Source organism: Corallococcus sp. Z5C101001, assembly GCF_007352635.1.
GTDB lineage: Bacteria > Myxococcota > Myxococcia > Myxococcales > Myxococcaceae > Corallococcus > Corallococcus silvisoli.
Genome location: NZ_VKLU01000019.1, coordinates 100,701 through 117,125, shown reverse-complemented (window position 1 = coordinate 117,125; position 16,425 = coordinate 100,701). Strand labels below are relative to the sequence as shown.

Genomic DNA, 16,425 nt, shown 5'->3' with positions numbered 1-16,425 from the left:
CTTCGTCCCGCTTGCCAGTTTCTTTCCGACCGGCGGGGCTGCAGCTTCTATTTCAGTCCGCATCCGCCGTCAACTTCTGCTTTTGCGTCCTGTGGGCTTCTTCGCTTCCTCGGCGCCGTCCAGTGACTTCCGCCGACTCTTTCGAAGGGGAGCGGCTTCTACTTCTTCGCCGTCTCCGCTGTCAACCGCTTGCTGTCAGCTTTCCTCACCGCTTTTCGTCCGAGTGTTGCATTTCGGACTTCTTTTCGGTGGGGCGCGGCTTCTACCTCTTCGCCGCTTCCGCCGTCAACTTGCTTGTTGACTGCCCTATTTTCTTGTCGGAGATACACCTCTCCTCGAAGTACCTTCCGCGCCAGTGCGCGGGCTTCGAAGCGAGGAGGTGCGATCTACAACCACCGCACCTACTGTCAACTACCTTGCTGCTTCCGATTTCCGTCCGCCACTGCCCTGCTGCGGCACCATCTAAGAATCGGTTCGGAGAATGTCAACTTCGCGTCACCCTTGAAGCCGGCTCCGCCATTCCCCTTCCCTGCGCCGTTCAGGTGTCACCGGGGTGACGCCTGCGTGTCGCCGCGAGGTGAGCGGCTTATCCACCAGACGGCCGAGCTGCGCAAGAAGTTTGATGCAGGTCGCCAGCGCAGCGCGACGCGATGAATGGGGAACCCGGAGCGCCTTCCACCGATTCCCCGCTCCGCTCAACTCCCGAGCTTGAGCTTGGCGAGGTCCACCCTTCCCCTCCGACATTTCTCCGCGACCACCACCGAGCGCAGCTCCTGGTATGCGCGCTCGAAGTCGTCGTTCACCACGATGTAGTCGTAGGACGCGATTCCTCGCTCAATCTCCGAGCGGGCGGCCAGCATGCGGCGCCGGATGGTCTCATCCGAGTCCGTCTGGCGGTCCCGGAGGCGCCGCTCCAGCTCCTCCATGGAGGGCGGCAGCACGAAGATGAGGACCGCATCGGGGTGCTTGCGCTTGATGGACTGCCCGCCCTGGACGTCAATGTCGAAGACGGCCGTGCCTCGACGCGTGCGCGCCTCGTCCACCACGGACTGCGGGCTGCCATAGAAGTGGCCATGCACTTCGGCCCACTCCACGAACTCGCCCTGCTCGATCTTCTGCTGGAAGGTGGCCACCCCCACGAAGTGGTAGTCCACCCCCTCCTGCTCCTTGCCGCGAGGGCGCCGGGTGGTGACGCTGGTGGAGAAGATGCCATCCGGCATCTCCTTCAGAAGCCGGTGCGCGAGGGTGGTCTTCCCCGCTCCGGAAGGGGCGGAGAGGACGAGGAGCAGGCCAGGCTGGAGTCCAGAGAGTTCGTTCATTCGACGTTCTGCACCTGTTCGCGGATGCGCTCGACCTCGGCCTTCATCGAGACCACGCGCGCGGAGATCTCCGCGTGCTGGCTCTTGGAGCCTGTCGTGTTCACCTCGCGGTGCATCTCCTGCACGAGGAAATCCATGCGCCGGCCCACTGGCTCGGGGCTCGCCATCAGGAGCCGGAACTGCTCTAGGTGGGTCGCGAGGCGCGTCACCTCCTCGGCGATGTCGGTGCGCTCGGCGAACAGGGCCACTTCCTGCGCCAGTCGCTGCGGGTCCACCGCGACGCCTCGCGCGAGCTCCGCCACACGCTCGGTGAGCCGCTGCTGGTAGTCGCTCACCGCGCGCGGCGCGAGCCGGGCGACTTCCTGGCTCCACCCCTCGATGAGCTTCATCCGGGCGTCCAGGTCCGCGTGGATCGACTCGCCTTCGGTGTTTCGCATGGCCTCCAGCGCGGCCAGCGCCTGCTGGAGCGCGGTCTGCGTGGCCTGGGTCGCGGACTCCACGTCCACGCCCTTCTCTTCCAACCGGATGACGCCGGGTTGACTGGCCACCTGCGACCAGGCGAGGTCCACCGCCTGGCCCAGGGCGTCGGCGACCTCACGAAAGGCGCGCGCGTACTCGCGGGCGAGGGCCACATCCACCGTGGGGACGTTGCCCGAAATGGTAGCCGCCTGCCGGCGCACCAGGATCTCGACCGAGCCTCGCGCGAGGCGGTCCTTCACCTGCTTCACGAGCGCGGGCTCCAGCGCGGACAGCTCCCGCGGCAGCCGAACCTTCACTTCACAGAACTTGTGGTTGAGCGAGCGAGCTTCCACGGAGACCTCTTCGTCTCCTACGCGGGCGCGGCCCGAACCAAATCCGGTCATGCTCTTGAGCATCGGGCCGGGTGCTAGGGGCTTTCCGTCCCAAGGTCAAGCCAGCGTCTTGTGTCCATTCCAATTCTGGTAGGGTCCGCCGCGATGGCGTGGCACAAGCGGCTTGAAACGTGGGCGAAGCTGGCACTGGCGCTCCTGGCCTCCCTTCTCTTCTGGCGCCCCGGGCGTCGCCGGTCCCCCCGCGCGCCCCTGCCCCACCCTCGCAGGGTCCTGCTCGTCCGGCCCGACAACCGCGTGGGCGAGGCACTCCTTACGACCCCCCTGTTGCGGACGCTCAAGGCCCACGTGCACCCGCCCCCGGAGGTGCATGTGCTGGTGCACGCCAAGGTGGCCCGAGTGCTCCAGGGACATCCCGACGCGGACGCGGTCCTGGCGTTCGACCGGCGCCTCCGGTGGCTGGGCCCCCTGGCGCCCGGCATCCGCGCACTCCGCCGCGCGGGCTACGACACGGTGGTGGATTGCGCCAACTGGAGCGCCCCCTCGGTGACGAGCGCGCTGGTCGCCCGGATGGCGGGGCCGAAGGCGGTCGTCATCGGTCCGGGCCTCTGGCCCGTGTCCCTGCTTCAGTCGGTGTCCGTGCCCTCGCGCTCCGACACCCGGCACGAAGCCGTCCAGCGGACGCACCTGCTCACCCCTTTGACGGGTGGGGCGGTCGCCCGCGGACTCTCCTTCCGGGAGCCGGTGCTGGGGGACACGTTCCGCGGCTACCTGGCGACGTTCTCCGGGACGGGTTCACGACGCGCGGTCATCAACCCGGGAGGGCGCCTGGGCGAGCGCCGCATCCCCGCCGAGGCATTCTCGGCCGCGGCCCGCGAGCTCTTGTCGTTGGGCGTCGTACCGGTCGTCACGTGGGGCCCCGGAGAGGAACCCCTGGCTCGGGCGGTGGTCGCGGGCGCTCCGGGCGCGGAGCTGGCCCCGGCGACCAGCATCGACGAGCTTGCCGCCCTCATGCGGGCCGCGGGCCTCACCCTCTGCAACAACACCGGGCCCATGCACCTGTCGGTGGCCGTTGGCGCTCCGACGCTGGCGTTCTTCCTTCGCATGGACATGGAGCGATGGGGCCATGCGGATTCGCCCCATCGGATGGTGGACCTGACGCCCGTGGTGGATGGGCGCTCCGGGGCCGGCCTGGAACAGCGCGTGGCTGAAGAGGTCCGGTCGTTCGTCGCGGGACGTGTGTCGCTCACGGGGTGAGCGGCCGCTCCCGTTCGCTCACCATCCGCGGGACGCCGTCCTCCACGGGCCAGGCCCTCAGGCACCGACGACAGTGGACTTCGGGCGGGGGGCCGTCGTGTTCTTCGACAGGTCCCTTGCAGTGGGGACAGCCCAGGATGGACCGCAGCACCGGGTCCAAGACCATGGGCTACTTCGCGCCTTCGCGACCGAGGCGGCGCGCCAGCTCCGTGGTGCTGTGGTCCTTCGGGTCTCCGGCCACGGCGGTCCGCCCTCCGTAGGCCCGGACCTCATCGCCCTCTGGAATGGAGTCCGGCGTGTAGTCGGTCCCCTTCACCTGTACGTCCGGCTTGAGGACGCGGATCAGGGCTCGCACGTTGGGCTCGTCGAAGACGACGACGCGGTCCGTGCAGGCCAGGGCCGCCACCAATTCCGCGCGCTCCGCTTCCGGGATGTGCGGGCGCCCCGGTCCCTTGTAGGCCCTCGTGGAAGCGTCCGAGTTCACCGCCACCACCAGCACGTCCGCCAGCGCCTTCGCTCCCTCCAGGTAGCGGACGTGGCCGACATGCAGCAAGTCGAAGACCCCATTGGCCAGGGCGACCGTGCGGCCCTGCTCGCGCCAGCGCTCGCGCTCCTCCGCGATGTCGGCCAGGGGGCGAAGCTTGTCCAGGGTGTTCATCGTGTGCTCCGCAGGGCTTCGAGGAGTTCCGCCTTGGAGACCGTCGCCGTCCCTGGCTTCTGCACCACCAGGGAGCCGGCCACGTTCGCCAGCCTCGCGGCTTCTCCAAAAGAGGCTCCGGTCGCGAGCGACAACGCGAAGCTCGCGATGACCGTGTCACCCGCTCCCGTCACGTCCACCGCGGACTGCGCTCCGTGAACGGGGATCAGATCCACGTCGCCCTTCGCGTCGAACAGCGCCATGCCGTGCCGGCCTCGCGTCACCAGCAGCGCCTGACATCCCAGCTTGCGGACCGCTTCGTGTCCCGCCGCCAGGAGGTCTTCTTGCGTGCGCACCGGATGGCCCGCGAGCGCTTCCAGCTCCGGCTCGTTCGGCTTGCACACCGTCAGGCCCGCGAAGGCCGCGAGCGCGTAGCGGCTGTCCACGCAGACAGGGAGGCCATCCGCGGCGAGCTTCCGCAGCACGGCCCGGACCTCGTCGCTGACGACTCCCGCTCCGTAGTCCGAGACCACCACCGCGTCCGCGTCCTTCGCCGCCGCCTCCACCTGCCTTGCAATCGCCTTGCGCATCCGGGGCGGGAGGGGGCCTCGCTGGCCCCGGTCCACCCGGAGCATCTGCTGTCGCGTGGTGCTCACGCCACCCGCGAGGATGCGCGTCTTCGTCTCTGTCTGGATGCCTCGGCTGCTGACGGCGTGCAGCCGGATGTCCGCCTCTGCGAAGAGCTTGCGCAGCGACCGGCCCATCGGATCCACGCCCAGCGCCCCCACCGCCGACACCTGCCCCGAAAGCGCGCGGACATTGGCCGCCACGTTGGCGCCGCCACCGAGCTTCACCTCCGAGGACTCATACCGGACGATGAGCACCGGCGCCTCGCGGCTCACCCGGTCCGTCTGGCCGTAGAGATAGTGGTCGGCGACCAGGTCCCCTACCAACAACACTCGACGGCGCGCGAACGCGAGTGGCAGACGCGAGGAGGGAGCTGACGGACGTGAAGACGGGGCCGCGGCCATGGGCGCGCGTTGTCCCACAGCGCTCCTGCCCTCACAAGTCGCGCGTCTCCGCCGGAAGCCCGAGGGCCCGCCGCAGATGCGCTCCGCCCTCCAGGACCTCCACCCCCAGGCGCACCACCCAGGCCTCGAAGCCAGCAGGCAACCGCGCCGCGTCCTTCTCCGTCGTCACCACCCACGCCCCCTGCTCACGGGCCCGGGCTTCGACCTGCCGCAGTTCGTCCGAGGTGAAGCGATGGTGATCCGGGAACAGGGCCGAGTCCCGCACGTCCGCGCCAAGCGCGGCCACCGTCCTCAGGAAACCTCCGGGCCGGGCCAGCCCCGCGAGCGCGAGGACAGGCTTTCCTTCCAGCGCGTTCGTCGCGTGCTCGCGGCCCGAGGGATCCCACCAGCCCGTGGGGCCATACCGCGTCCTGATTCGTGGCGCGCTCACGGACTCGAGCCAGGGATTCACGACGGGAGGCGAGGCTGACGTCGGGGCGGCTCGGAGCCAGAGGAGCGTCGCGCGGCGCAGGGCCGTGGGGGGCTCTCGCAGGGGGCCTCGTGGGAGCAGCTGGCCGTTGCCCAGGCCCACCGCTTCGTCCACGACCACCAGGTCCTGGTCCCTGTGCAGACGTCGATGCTGGAAGCCGTCGTCCAGGAGCACCGTGTCCAGGCCGAAGTCGTCCCGGGCCCGGCGTGCCCCTGCCACCCGATCCGCGCCCACGAACAGCCGGACCTCGGGACACCGCCGCGCGAGCAACAGGGGTTCGTCTCCTGCTTCCGCCACCGCTGGCAGTGGTTCGGTCCCCGTGAAGGTCAGGGGCTCCGTGGACTCGCGCCCATAGCCTCTCGTGAGGATGCCGACCTTGCGGCCCTCTCGGATCAACAGCTCCGCGAGGTACAGCACCGCGGGCGTCTTGCCCGTGCCTCCCACGTTGAGGTTGCCGATGGAGATGACTCGCAGGCCATCGACATGTTCGGCCCGCAGCAGGCCGCTGTCGTAGAGGGCGGCCCGCAGACGCACGGCACCGCTGTAGGCCCAGGACACCAGCGCGAGCGGGGACAGGAGGGCTCGGCGGCCCCAGGGCTCCGGCGCCGGCGGATAGAAGAGCCGCTCCATCGCGGTCGGTGCACCAGGGCCCGTCGCGGTCATCGGCGGAACTCCGCGGCCCGCTCGTAGAGCGCCAGGATGTCCTTGGCGATGCGCTCGTTCGTCGGGTGTCCGGTGCTCGCCCCCGCTCCGGACAGGGCGGATGCGACCACGGCCTCCACCGTGGGGACTTCCACCTGCGCGTCCGCGAGCTCCGGGAGCGCCCCCTCCTTCACCGCGACCACCCGGACACCGCAGGCCCTCGCCTGGGCCGCGGCCCGCGCGCTCCAGTCGTTTCCCAAGCCGAGGATCCAGACCTCGTCCAACGCCTGGAGCCACTTCGTGAAGTCAGCGCCCTGCTGGTAGCCCGCGAACGTCACGCTGCCTGTGAGGCCTCGCTCCGCGACCCGCGCCCGGGTCGCTTCGAGCAGGGCGCCGTCCCCGACGAGCACGAGGCGCGCTTCGGGGCGCTGCTGGATGAACGCGGCGAAGGCCTCGACGCCCAGCGCGTGACGCCGACTCTGCTGGAACGTGGAGATCATCCCCACGAGGTACGTGCCCTGAAGGCCCAGGGTCCGACGCAGGGCCTCGCGGTCCACCGGCGGCTCGAAGCGCGGATCCACCAAGGCAGGCAGCACCTGGACGGGACGCTTCCTGGCCTCGAGCTTCGCTTGCAAGTGACTCGCGGGAACCGTGTAGGCGCTCGCTTCCGGCAGGGACCTGCGCAGGGAACGCGGCGCGTGGATGGAGCGGATCCGCACCGCATCCTTCGGCATTCCCCAGCGGGCCACGAGATGATCATGGGTGAAGTGCGCATGCACCACGTCCACCTGCCTGCGCCGGAGGGCGCGCAGGTCGCCCCAGATCTCCCAGGGCGGAGACTTCACCGACAACGCCAGGCCCCCTTCGTCCAACAGGCCCAGCGCCTGGAACCGGGGGACGGCGGGCTCCTCCGCGGTGATGTCCCGGCGCTTGCGGTCCACCGCGACCGTGACCTCATGCCCCAACGCCCGCTGTGACATGGCCAGCAGCGCGACGTTCTCCGCCGGGCCGCTCCAGAATGGACTCGCGAGCAGGTGCAGGATGCGCATCAGCGCTTCACCAGCGAATGGTAGAGGTCCCCGAGGGCCCGTGCCTCGTGCTCGACGCCGCAACGGCCGCGCGCTTCCTCCTCGGCGTTGCGTCCCACCTGACGTGCGCGCTCCGGCTCGCGGGTGAGTTCGTCCAACACCTCACGCAGGCCCTTCACGTCACCGGGCTCGAAGAAGAAGCCCGTGCGGCCGTGCTCGATGAGGGTGTGCAGGTACGGCAGCTTGGAGGCCACCACGCAGCAGCCCGAGGCCATCGCCTCCACATGCACCAACGAATAGCCCTCCACGTAGGACGGATGCACGAGGATGCTCAGGCCCTGGTACCAGGGCTCGATGGTGGACTGCTCACCCGCGAGACGTACGCGGTCCTCGATGCCCTGGCGCAGGCCGTTCACCCACGCGAGGTCCGGCCCCTTCGCCAGTCCGACGAGCACCGCCTGCCACTCCGGCCTCTCCGGCAACAGCGGCCTCAGCGCTTCGATGAAGTCGCCCTGCCCCTTCTCCTTGCGGATGCGTCCAACGACGCCGATGCCATGGCGGCCTCCCTGCTTCAGGCGGGCCCAGGCCGCGTCCCGGTCTTCCGGTGGACGGAAGCGCGTGAGGTCGATGCCGTGGGAAATCACCGTGGACGGGAGCGCGATGATCTCCGCGATCTGCCCCGTGAGGGAGACGAGCGCGTCCGCGCCCCTGGCCAGCCAGCGGGTGAAGCCCGTCGGAGCCATCGACGTGTGCCGGGTGAAGACGAGCCGGACGCGTCCCCCCAATGCCTTCAGGAGCATCCCCGCCAGGAGCTCGTTGTTCCGGTGCGCATGCCAGACGATGGGCTCGCGGTGCGAGCGGCGGATCAGCTCTCCCCAGGTGATGCGCGGCAGGTCCCCCGTCAGGCCCGAGCCGATGACCCGCGTCTCGTCGCCCTTCGCGAGCTCCGGCACCACGGACTCCACGTGCCGGGTCACTCCCGTGTAACGCTTGTGGAAGTGGGGATGGACAATGAGCGTCATGAGGAGGTGCTTCCTTCCTGCCGACGCGGCAGGGCAGCCATGGCTTCCGCGTTGCGTTCGCTGGCCCCGGAGATGCGGCGCACCGTGGCTTCCGCCTTCGCGCCCAGGGCCCGCAGGTGTTCGGGCTTCGCGAGGAGCCCCTCCAGCGCGGCGTGCAGCGCGTCTCCGTCCGCCACCTGGATGCCTCCGTTTCCTTCCAGCACCGCGACGCTGTCCCGGAAGTTGTCCATGTGCGGGCCAAACAGCACCGGCTTCCCCTGCCCCGCTGGCTCCAGGATGTTCTGGCCTCCGCGCTTCGTGAACGACCCACCCACGAAGACCACCGTCGCCAGCCGGTAGGCCCGCGACAGCTCCCCCATGGAGTCCATCACGACCACCGGCGCGCGCTCCGGGTTGCCCTGGGAGCGCAGCCCCACGGTCAGGTCGCGCTCCCTCGCCAGGGTCATGATCCGCTCCGCCCGGTTGACGTAGCGCGGGGCGATGACCAGCGACAGCAGGGGCCAGCGCTCCCGCAGACGCTGATACACCTGCAACAGGATCTCCTCTTCCCCTTCGTGCGTGCTCCCCGCGATCCACACGGGGTGCTCCGGGGACAGGCCCAGGGCGCTTCGCAGGGCTTCGTCCTCCGGCGCGGGCCCCGCCGCCAGGGCGTCGAACTTGGTGTTCCCGCTGGTGAGGACCCGCTCGGCGGGAGCGCCCAGGCCACGGGCACGTTCGGACTCCTCATCCTGCCGCATCAACAGCAGGTCCATGTCCTTCAGCGGGTTCCCGATGAGGCCGAAGAGCGCCCGGTACCTCCCCACGTTCGCCGGGGAGAAGCGCCCATTGGTCATCACCACTCGGGCCCCGGACCGTTTCGCGGCTCGGATGAGGTTGGGCCAGACTTCCGTGTACTCCAGCACCAGGAGGTCCGGCCGCAGCGCCCGCACCGCCCTGCGCGTCGCGCCCCAGAGGTCGTAGGGCGCGTACACGACACCGTCGATCTGCTTCGCCAGGCGCTCTCTCGCCATCGTGTGGCCGCTGTCCGTCATCGTCGACAGCACGATGCGGCAGCCGGGGAAGCGCTGGCGCAGGGGGCCGAACATCGGCGCCAGGGCCAGCAGATCTCCCGCGCTGGCTCCGTGCAGCCACAGCAGGGGGCCCTCTCCACGAGGGAGATCTCCCGGCGCGTAGAAGCCCAACCGCTGCTTCAGCCCGTGCCGCGTCTTCCGGTGCAGGCAGAGCACCGGGAACAGCAGCGCGAAGAGGACGTAGGTGGCGACGACGTAGAGCAGGCGCATGGGCGACGTCCCGCGCTCTATCAGATGCCCGGTGGTCCCGGCACCACTCGCACCGGACTGGGGACCAGCCAGGGCCGCCACTCGTGGCCGAAGAAGCGTCCTGGCGCCAGGGCCCAGACCTCCACCTGCACCGCTCCGGGACCGGTCAGCTCGATGTGCGCTCCGTCGGGGCGCAGGCGGCCGTCCCCCCAGACGCGGACCTCGAGTGTTCCAGGGGCGTGCTCGGGGAGCCGCACCGTCAGGACCGTCCCCACGGGGGCTTCCCGCGTGCTTTCGTCGTAGCCCTCCAGGGCGAAGCCCTCGGGCGCTCCCAGGGCCCGGAAGACACACAGGGCCCGGCCGCTCGCCAGGGCCTGCGTTACCTGGGCCGCGGCTTCGCTTGCGTCACTCGACAGCGGACCGGGCAACACCTCCGGCGGAAGCTCCATGTCGAGCGCGTTGAAGATGTCCTCGTACTCGGGCAGCCCGTGCGCGTCCGCGCCGCACAGGGCGATGCGACCGCGCTCACGCGCCAGCTCCAGGAAGCGCTCCGTGGGTCGTGGTTCGGGGGACGCGAGCAGCATCACGCCATGCACCGGGTTGACCAGTGACGCCCCCAGCGCAGGCAGGAGGCGGCTCACGGGGCTTCGCAGTGCCTGCCGGAAGAAGGTGTCCGCCGAGTACAGCTCGAAGCCGGGGACCTGGTGCGCGGTGGCCTCGTCCTTCCAGGGGTTCTTCGTCTGGACGGGATGCGCGAGGACCGCCGTGCCTCCGGCCGCCGCGACCGCGGCCACCGCCTGTTCGGGCGGCCCCCAGGGCTTCACGCCTTCGATGGGCCGCTGCATCCCGAACGCGGCCAGATGGCCCGCGCTGGTCGAGATCTCCACACCAGGGACCAGCAACACGCCGTCCACCCACGTCGCGGCGGAGGGCTTGAGGTCGTTGTGGTCGGTGAGCACCACGAAGTCCAGCCCCGCGGCCTTCGCCGCCTCGGCGACCTTCGCGGGCGTCCCTCTCCCGTCCGAGCGGGTGGTGTGCACGTGGTACGCGCCACGGATCCATGGCTTCGCCCCCGGCACGGGAGCGACCACCGGGTAGTCCGCGAAGCCCGCCGCGAAGGCGAAGAAGCCCGCGATGCCCACGAGCAGCAGCACCAGGCCCGACACGGCGCGCGCTCCCAGCGACACGTACCGCTTCACGGGAGGGGCCCTGGTGGAACAGCCGCGCGTCCCGGCCCGCGCTTCATGACGCGAGGAGGCCCCACCCCGGTCATGCCGCTCCCCGCTCGCTGGGGCTCGCGGTCTGAAGGCGCCACATGGCGGCGTAACGGCCTTCCTTCTGGAGCAGTTCGGAGTGACTTCCGCGCTCCACGATGCGGCCCGCCTCCACCACGTGGATGACGTCCGCGTTCGTCACCGTCGACAGCCGGTGGGCGATCACCAGCGCCGTGCGGCCCGGAAGGACCTTCGCGAGCGCGGCCTGAACCTCCCGCTCGTTCTCCGGATCCAGGCTGCTGGTTGCCTCGTCCAGCACCAGCACCGGCGCCTTCGACAGCACCGCCCTCGCGATGCACAGCCGCTGACGCTGGCCGCCGCTCAGGATGACGCCTCGCTCGCCGATGCGCGTGTCGTAGCCCTGCGGCAGCCCCTGGATGAAGCCGTCCGCGTTGGCCACCCTCGCCGCGGCCTCCACCTCCTCGCGCGTCGCCGTGGGCCTCGCGTGGCGCAGGTTCTCCAGCACCGTGCCGTGGAAGAGCAGCGGCTCCTGCGTCACCAGCGCGAACTCACCTCGGACGCTCGCCGCCGTGTACGTGTCCGCGTCCACGCCATCCAGCAGGATGCGTCCCTGCTGGGGACGCTCGAAGCGCAGCAGCAGCGACGTCACCGTGCTCTTGCCGCCACCGCTGCCGCCCACCAACGCCGCCACCTGGCCCACCTTCAGCTCCAGCGACAGCCCGTCGAGCGCCCGACGCTCTCCGTAGAAGAAGCGCACGTCCTCCATCCGCAGCGAGTCGCGCAGCGCCGGAGCGGGCACGGCCCCTGGCGCGTCCTCCACCGGATGCTTCAAGTCGAGCAGCGCGAAGAGGCGCTCCCCCGCCGCTCCCGCCTGCACCGCGAACTGCGTCACCCGGCCCAGGTCCTTCACCGGCTGGTAAACCAGAATCACCGCCGTGAGCAGCGATAGGAGCGCTTCCGGCTCCATGGCCCGGGTCGCCGCCGCGTAGCCCAGCGCACCCGCCAGCGCCGCCGCCGCCAGCACCTCCATCACCCCCGGCACCCCTCCGCGTGCCCAGGCCGCGCCCACCACCGCCTCCTCATGCGCCTTCGCGTAGGACTCGAAGCGCGCCAACTCCGCCTGCTGACCGTTGAAGGCCTGGATCGTGCGCAGGCCGCCCAACCCTTCGTGGAGCTGACCCGCGAGCTGCCCCAGGTGGGCCTGGCCTTCGCGTGTTCCCTTCAGCACCTTGCGCGTGAGCTTCGACGCGGGCAGCGCCGCCAGCGGAATCACCGCCAGCATCAGCCCGCCCAGCAGCGGACTCATCGCCAGCGCCACGCCCGCGAGCACCAGCACCTGGAGGGAGTCGCGCAGGTACGAGCCCACCGTGTACATGGCCGCCAGTTCCACTGCCATCACGTCCGAGGAGAAGCGGCTGAGCAGGTCGCCCGTCCGCTCCTTCGACAGCTGCGAAGGCGACAGCGCGGTGAGCCGCAGGAACAGGTCGCGGCGCAGATCCTTCACCACGCGCTGCGCGAACAGGCCCATGAAGTAGAACTGGCCCAGATACCCCACGCCCTTCACCGCGCCCACGCCCAGCACCAACACCGGGAAGCCCCAGAGCGCCGCCTCGCGCGGCAGGTCCGACAGCCAGGGCACCCGATGCGCGCTCGCGAAGCCCTCCTGTCCCCCGGACAACAGGAAGCGCAGTGCCGGGCCCAGCAGGTACGCGTACGCGCCCGTGGCGAGCCCCAACACCGCCATGCACACGAAGGCCAGGACGATGATCCCCGCGTGTGGCTTCGCGTAGCGCAACAACCGCCAGAGCACGCGATGCATGACTACTTCACCACCTTCTGCAATGCCGCCCTCGCGAGCACCGAATACGGGTTCAGCTCCAGCACCTTCATCAGCTTCTTGCGTGCGAGCGGCACGTCGTCCAGGTCGATTTCGATGATGGCCGCGATGATCTGCGCGCGCTCCAGGTACGGGTCCAACGTCAGCGCCCGCTTGAGCACCTTGCGCGCCGCGAGCGCCCGCTGCATCAGCGGCCCCGCCGAGCCCCGGTACATCGCCCAGGCGAGGTACGAGTAGTACTCGGGCTCGTGCGCGTTGAGCGACACCGCTTCCTCGAAGCCCTGGATGGCCGCGCGGTAGTCGCCCCGCTTCATCGCGGACTCGCCCCGGCGCAGCGCGAGCTCCGCGTCCACGTTGATGGCGGTCGCGCGGCCCACCACCTCCTGCCGGCTGAAGAAGTACTGGAGGTAGGCGCGGCGCTTCTCGTCCACGCTCAGCACCCGGTACGACGCGGACAGCTTCTCCTGCACCTGATCCAACAGGTCGCGCAGGTCCGAGATGTCGAACTCCGCGTAGGTGTCCGGATGGAAGCGCATCGCCGTCTCGTGGTACGCGCGCTCCACCGCCTCCTTGTCCGCCGCCAGGTCCAGCCCCAGCCCGCCGAAGTAGCTGCGGGTGATGATCCGCACCGCCTCCTCGCGCAGCGCCGCCGCCGTCTCCACGGGAAGGCTCTTGCGCTTGCGCGGCGCGATGACGTCCGGCTCCGCCGACGCGCTCAGCACGTCCGTTCCCGTCGCCACCGGTGACGGCGAGAACGTCACGCCGCCCGTCAGCCGCAGGAACCACAAGAGCGTGTACGCCGCTCGCAGCTCCGCGCGCCCGTGCGCCAGCAGATCCCTCAGGACGATGCGGCCATTCACCTGCATGGCCAGCTTCAGGTCCTCCGTGTCCAGCGCCATCGCCTGGAGATCGCGACCGAAGTCCGCCGAGCGCACCGGGTATTCGTTCAGGTGCGCGCGCAGGCCGGCCGCCACCACCCGCAGGGGCACCCGCAGTCGGGCGGCCGCCAACAGGGGGGCCAGCGCGGGCTGCTCCACCGAGGCCACTTCGGAGGAGAACTCGTCGCCCGCGTAGAACGCGTACCGGCCCTCCCGCATGCCCAGCACGCGCCCGAGCCGATCCCGGGTGAAGTCGCGCAAGAGGGCCAGCAGGTCCTCCCCCACCGCCTCCACGCCCACGTCCGCCAGGGCCGCGCCGATGCGCAGCCCGGAGGCAAGCGCCTCCACCACCGGCTGCTCCTGCGCCTGCGTGAGCACCTGCCGCTCGCGCAGGAAGCGCGGGAGGGCGTCCTCCTTGGCGGAGGAGTCGAAGTTCACCGGCCCGCCACGCAGGAAGTACACCCGCCGCGAAAGCCCCCGGTGCGCCACCACCAGCACGCCGTCGCGGCGCAGCCGGTGGAGCGAGTGCAGCAACGCCGGCAGCGGGTAGGCCTTCAGCTCCCCCGCGGCCACCGCGGGCCTGGACAGCGTGGAAGAAAGGCCCGCCAGCGGGAGGGCCTGGGCGGCCTTCACCAGCGACTCCAGGCGCGGCACCAGCTCCCCCGGCTTGAGCGGATCCGGAATGTAGGCGTTGACCTTGAGGTCCAACACCGAGCCCACGCCCCGTGCCCGGCCCAGGTGCCCCTTGTCGATGGCCACGATGGGCACGCGCCCGCCCTGGCTGTGCCCCCGGATGAGGTGCACGACGTGCTGGCCCTCCACGCGCGGCAGGTCCACTCCCAGCACCACCACGTCCGGGTTGTCCGCCGAGAAGTGCTCCAGCGCCATCACGGCGTCGTTCACCGCCCGCACGGTGTACCCGGCCTGCGAGAGCAGGCCCGTCAGGTGCTCCAATGTCGGGGGGTGGCTCTCGGCGAGCAGAAGCGTCTTCAAGGGGGCCGCAGTCTACAGCCTCCCTCCCCCCGCGCATCAGCTACGATGCGAGGCCCTTGTCTCCCATGACGCAGCCGCCCTCCCCTCGCATCCTTGTCGTGGCCGGTGAGGCCTCTGGCGACACCCACGCCGCGGAGCTCGTCGCTGCCCTCCAGGCGCTGCGCCCCGACCTCACCTTCTTCGGCATGGGAGGCGCCCGGTTGGCCGCCCGGGGGGTAGAGCTCATCCACGACGCCCGCGAGGTGTCGGTGATGGGCATCACCGAGGTGCTCCCCCGCATCCCGCGCATCCTGCGGATCATGAAGGACCTGGCCACCGCCGCCGCCGAGCGCCGCCCGGTCTGCGCCATCCTGGTGGACATCCCGGACTTCAACCTGCGTCTCGCCCGGAAGCTCAAGGCCCTGGGCATCCCGGTGGCCTACTACGTGTCCCCGATGATCTGGGCCTGGCGCCGGGGCCGGGTGCGCACCATCCAGCGGCTGGTGGACCGGATGCTCTGCATCCTCCCGTTCGAGGAGGCCTTCTACCGCGAGGCCGGGGTCCCCGCTCGCTACGTGGGCAGCCCCGTGCTGGAGCAGATGCCCCCGGCCGCCAGCCCCCGTGAGTTCCGGCAGCGCCTGGGCCTGTCCCCGGACGCCCCCACGCTCGCGCTCCTGCCCGGCAGCCGGATGAGTGAGATCCGCCGCATCCTGCCCACCCTGGTGGGCGCCGCGAAGCAGCTGTCCTCCGAGCGGCCAGGGCTCCAGGTCGTGGTGCCGGTGGCCCCCACCATCGCCCGGGAGGAGATCACCTCCCGCTTCGAGGGCAGCGGCGTGACGCCGGTGCTGGTGGAGGGCCGCGCCCCGGAGGTGGTGGGGGCGAGCGACGCCGCGGTGGTCGCCTCCGGCACGGCGGTGCTGGAGGCGGGGCTGATGGAGCGGCCCCTGGTGGTCGTCTACCGGGTGTCGCTGGTGACGTACCTGGTGGGCCGGCTGATGCTGAAGGTGGCCTTCGTGTCCCTCATCAACCTGCTGGCGGGCCGGCGCGTGGTGCCGGAGCTGATTCAGGGCGACATGACGCCAGCGAACATCGCCGCCGAGGTGCGCCGGGTGTGGCTGCCGGGCGGGCCCCGCGACGCGATGGTCCAGGGGCTGGCCGAGGTGCGCGGGCGCCTGGGCGAAGCCGGCGCGGCCCACCGGGCGGCGGAGACGGTGCTGGAGCTCCTGCCCCCTCGCCCCGCGGCGGGAGACGTCTAACCGACAGGGTGGGAGCCGCTTCTGGTGTTCCCGCGCCGGGTTTGGGGTATGTCCGCCGGGCCATGAATCGTGCGCTGGTCTGCATCCCCACCTACAACGAGCGGGACAACATCGGCCCCATCACCCAGGCGGTGCTGGCGGCGGACCCCCGTGTGGACATCCTCGTCGTCGACGACAACTCGCCCGACGGGACGGGGCAGCTCGCGGATGAGCTGGCCGCGAAGGACCCGCGCGTGCGCGTCCTCCACCGCGAGAAGAAGGAGGGCCTGGGCCGCGCGTACCTGGCCGCCTTCCGGTGGGCGCTCGCCGAGGGTTACACGTTCATCCTGGAGATGGACGCGGACTTCAGCCACGACCCGCGCTACCTGCCCACCTTCCTGGACACCGCGGAGGGCGGCGCGGACCTGGTGCTGGGCTCGCGCTACGTGGAGGGCGGCGGCACGGTGAACTGGGGCGTGGGCCGGAAGATCATCAGCCGCGGCGGTTCGCTCTACGCGCGCAGCATCCTGGGCGTGGGCGTGCGCGACCTCACCGGCGGCTTCAAGTGCTTCCACCGCCGCGTGCTGGAGAGCATCAACCTGGATGAGGTGCGCAGCACCGGGTACGCGTTCCAGATCGAGCTGACCTACCGCACCCTGCGCAAGGGCTTCACCGTGCGCGAGGTCCCCATCGTGTTCGAGGACCGCCGCGTGGGACATTCGAAGATGAACAAGAAGATCTTCGTCGAGGCCCTGGGCATGGTCTGGAAGCTGCGCTTCACCGTCTGAGCACCAT

Annotated in this window: 14 protein-coding genes; 3 read left to right on the top strand and 11 right to left on the bottom strand. The window is 70.5% G+C overall.

Going from position 1 to position 16,425, the window contains the following annotated elements:
- Positions 1-695 precede the first annotated feature (695 nt).
- The gene (gmk, locus tag FOF48_RS33310; protein ID WP_143908489.1) at positions 696-1,319 is read right to left on the bottom strand and encodes a guanylate kinase; all 624 of its coding nucleotides are present in this window, start codon (positions 1,317-1,319) and stop codon (positions 696-698) included.
- On the bottom strand, positions 1,316-2,194 hold the full coding sequence (locus FOF48_RS33305; protein ID WP_143908487.1) for a YicC/YloC family endoribonuclease: 879 nt from the start codon (positions 2,192-2,194) through the stop codon (positions 1,316-1,318). Before FOF48_RS33305 ends, gmk begins: the two co-directional genes overlap by 4 nt.
- Positions 2,195-2,275: 81 nt before the next feature.
- Here FOF48_RS33305 and FOF48_RS33300 point away from each other — a divergent pair, with 81 nt between their 5' ends.
- Positions 2,276-3,385: a glycosyltransferase family 9 protein gene (locus tag FOF48_RS33300; protein WP_143908486.1), complete on the top strand. Its 1,110-nt coding sequence runs from the start codon at positions 2,276-2,278 to the stop codon at positions 3,383-3,385.
- Positions 3,386-3,554: 169 nt separating this feature from the next.
- Here FOF48_RS33300 and FOF48_RS33295 read toward each other — a convergent pair whose 3' ends face one another.
- From FOF48_RS33295 to FOF48_RS33255, 9 genes are all read right to left on the bottom strand, one after another.
- Entirely contained in the window at positions 3,555-4,043 is a 489-nt protein-coding gene (locus tag FOF48_RS33295; protein ID WP_143908484.1) for an adenylyltransferase/cytidyltransferase family protein, read from the bottom strand.
- Positions 4,040-5,053, bottom strand: coding sequence for a bifunctional heptose 7-phosphate kinase/heptose 1-phosphate adenyltransferase (locus tag FOF48_RS33290; protein WP_143908482.1), 1,014 nt, complete (start codon positions 5,051-5,053; stop codon positions 4,040-4,042). The genes FOF48_RS33295 and FOF48_RS33290 overlap by 4 nt, the downstream gene beginning before the upstream one ends.
- 31 nt (positions 5,054-5,084) lie before the next feature.
- Complete coding sequence (gene lpxK / locus FOF48_RS33285; RefSeq protein WP_143908480.1) at positions 5,085-6,185, bottom strand: tetraacyldisaccharide 4'-kinase; 1,101 nt, start codon at positions 6,183-6,185, stop codon at positions 5,085-5,087.
- Entirely contained in the window at positions 6,182-7,213 is a 1,032-nt protein-coding gene (locus FOF48_RS33280) for a glycosyltransferase (protein WP_143908478.1), read from the bottom strand. The genes lpxK and FOF48_RS33280 overlap by 4 nt, the downstream gene beginning before the upstream one ends.
- Complete coding sequence (locus FOF48_RS33275; protein ID WP_143908476.1) at positions 7,213-8,214, bottom strand: glycosyltransferase family 4 protein; 1,002 nt, start codon at positions 8,212-8,214, stop codon at positions 7,213-7,215. Before FOF48_RS33275 ends, FOF48_RS33280 begins: the two co-directional genes overlap by 1 nt.
- Positions 8,211-9,494 carry a 3-deoxy-D-manno-octulosonic acid transferase gene (locus tag FOF48_RS33270; protein ID WP_143908474.1) on the bottom strand — a complete coding sequence of 428 codons (1,284 nt, stop codon included), beginning with the start codon at positions 9,492-9,494 and terminating at the stop codon, positions 8,211-8,213. Before FOF48_RS33270 ends, FOF48_RS33275 begins: the two co-directional genes overlap by 4 nt.
- Before the next feature lie 20 nt (positions 9,495-9,514).
- Positions 9,515-10,672, bottom strand: a complete 1,158-nt coding sequence (locus FOF48_RS33265) for a PHP domain-containing protein (RefSeq protein ID WP_255442939.1) — start codon at positions 10,670-10,672, stop codon at positions 9,515-9,517.
- A 70-nt stretch (positions 10,673-10,742) separates the two neighbouring features.
- Complete coding sequence (locus FOF48_RS33260) at positions 10,743-12,527, bottom strand: ABC transporter ATP-binding protein (protein WP_143908472.1); 1,785 nt, start codon at positions 12,525-12,527, stop codon at positions 10,743-10,745.
- A gap of 2 nt (positions 12,528-12,529) precedes the next feature.
- Positions 12,530-14,416 carry a DUF4388 domain-containing protein gene (locus FOF48_RS33255; protein ID WP_143908470.1) on the bottom strand — a complete coding sequence of 629 codons (1,887 nt, stop codon included), beginning with the start codon at positions 14,414-14,416 and terminating at the stop codon, positions 12,530-12,532.
- A gap of 65 nt (positions 14,417-14,481) precedes the next feature.
- Here FOF48_RS33255 and lpxB point away from each other — a divergent pair, with 65 nt between their 5' ends.
- On the top strand, positions 14,482-15,651 hold the full coding sequence (lpxB, locus tag FOF48_RS33250; RefSeq protein WP_143908505.1) for a lipid-A-disaccharide synthase: 1,170 nt from the start codon (positions 14,482-14,484) through the stop codon (positions 15,649-15,651).
- A 62-nt stretch (positions 15,652-15,713) separates the two neighbouring features.
- Positions 15,714-16,418 carry a polyprenol monophosphomannose synthase gene (locus tag FOF48_RS33245; RefSeq protein ID WP_143908467.1) on the top strand — a complete coding sequence of 235 codons (705 nt, stop codon included), beginning with the start codon at positions 15,714-15,716 and terminating at the stop codon, positions 16,416-16,418.
- The last annotated feature ends 7 nt before the right edge of the window (positions 16,419-16,425 follow it).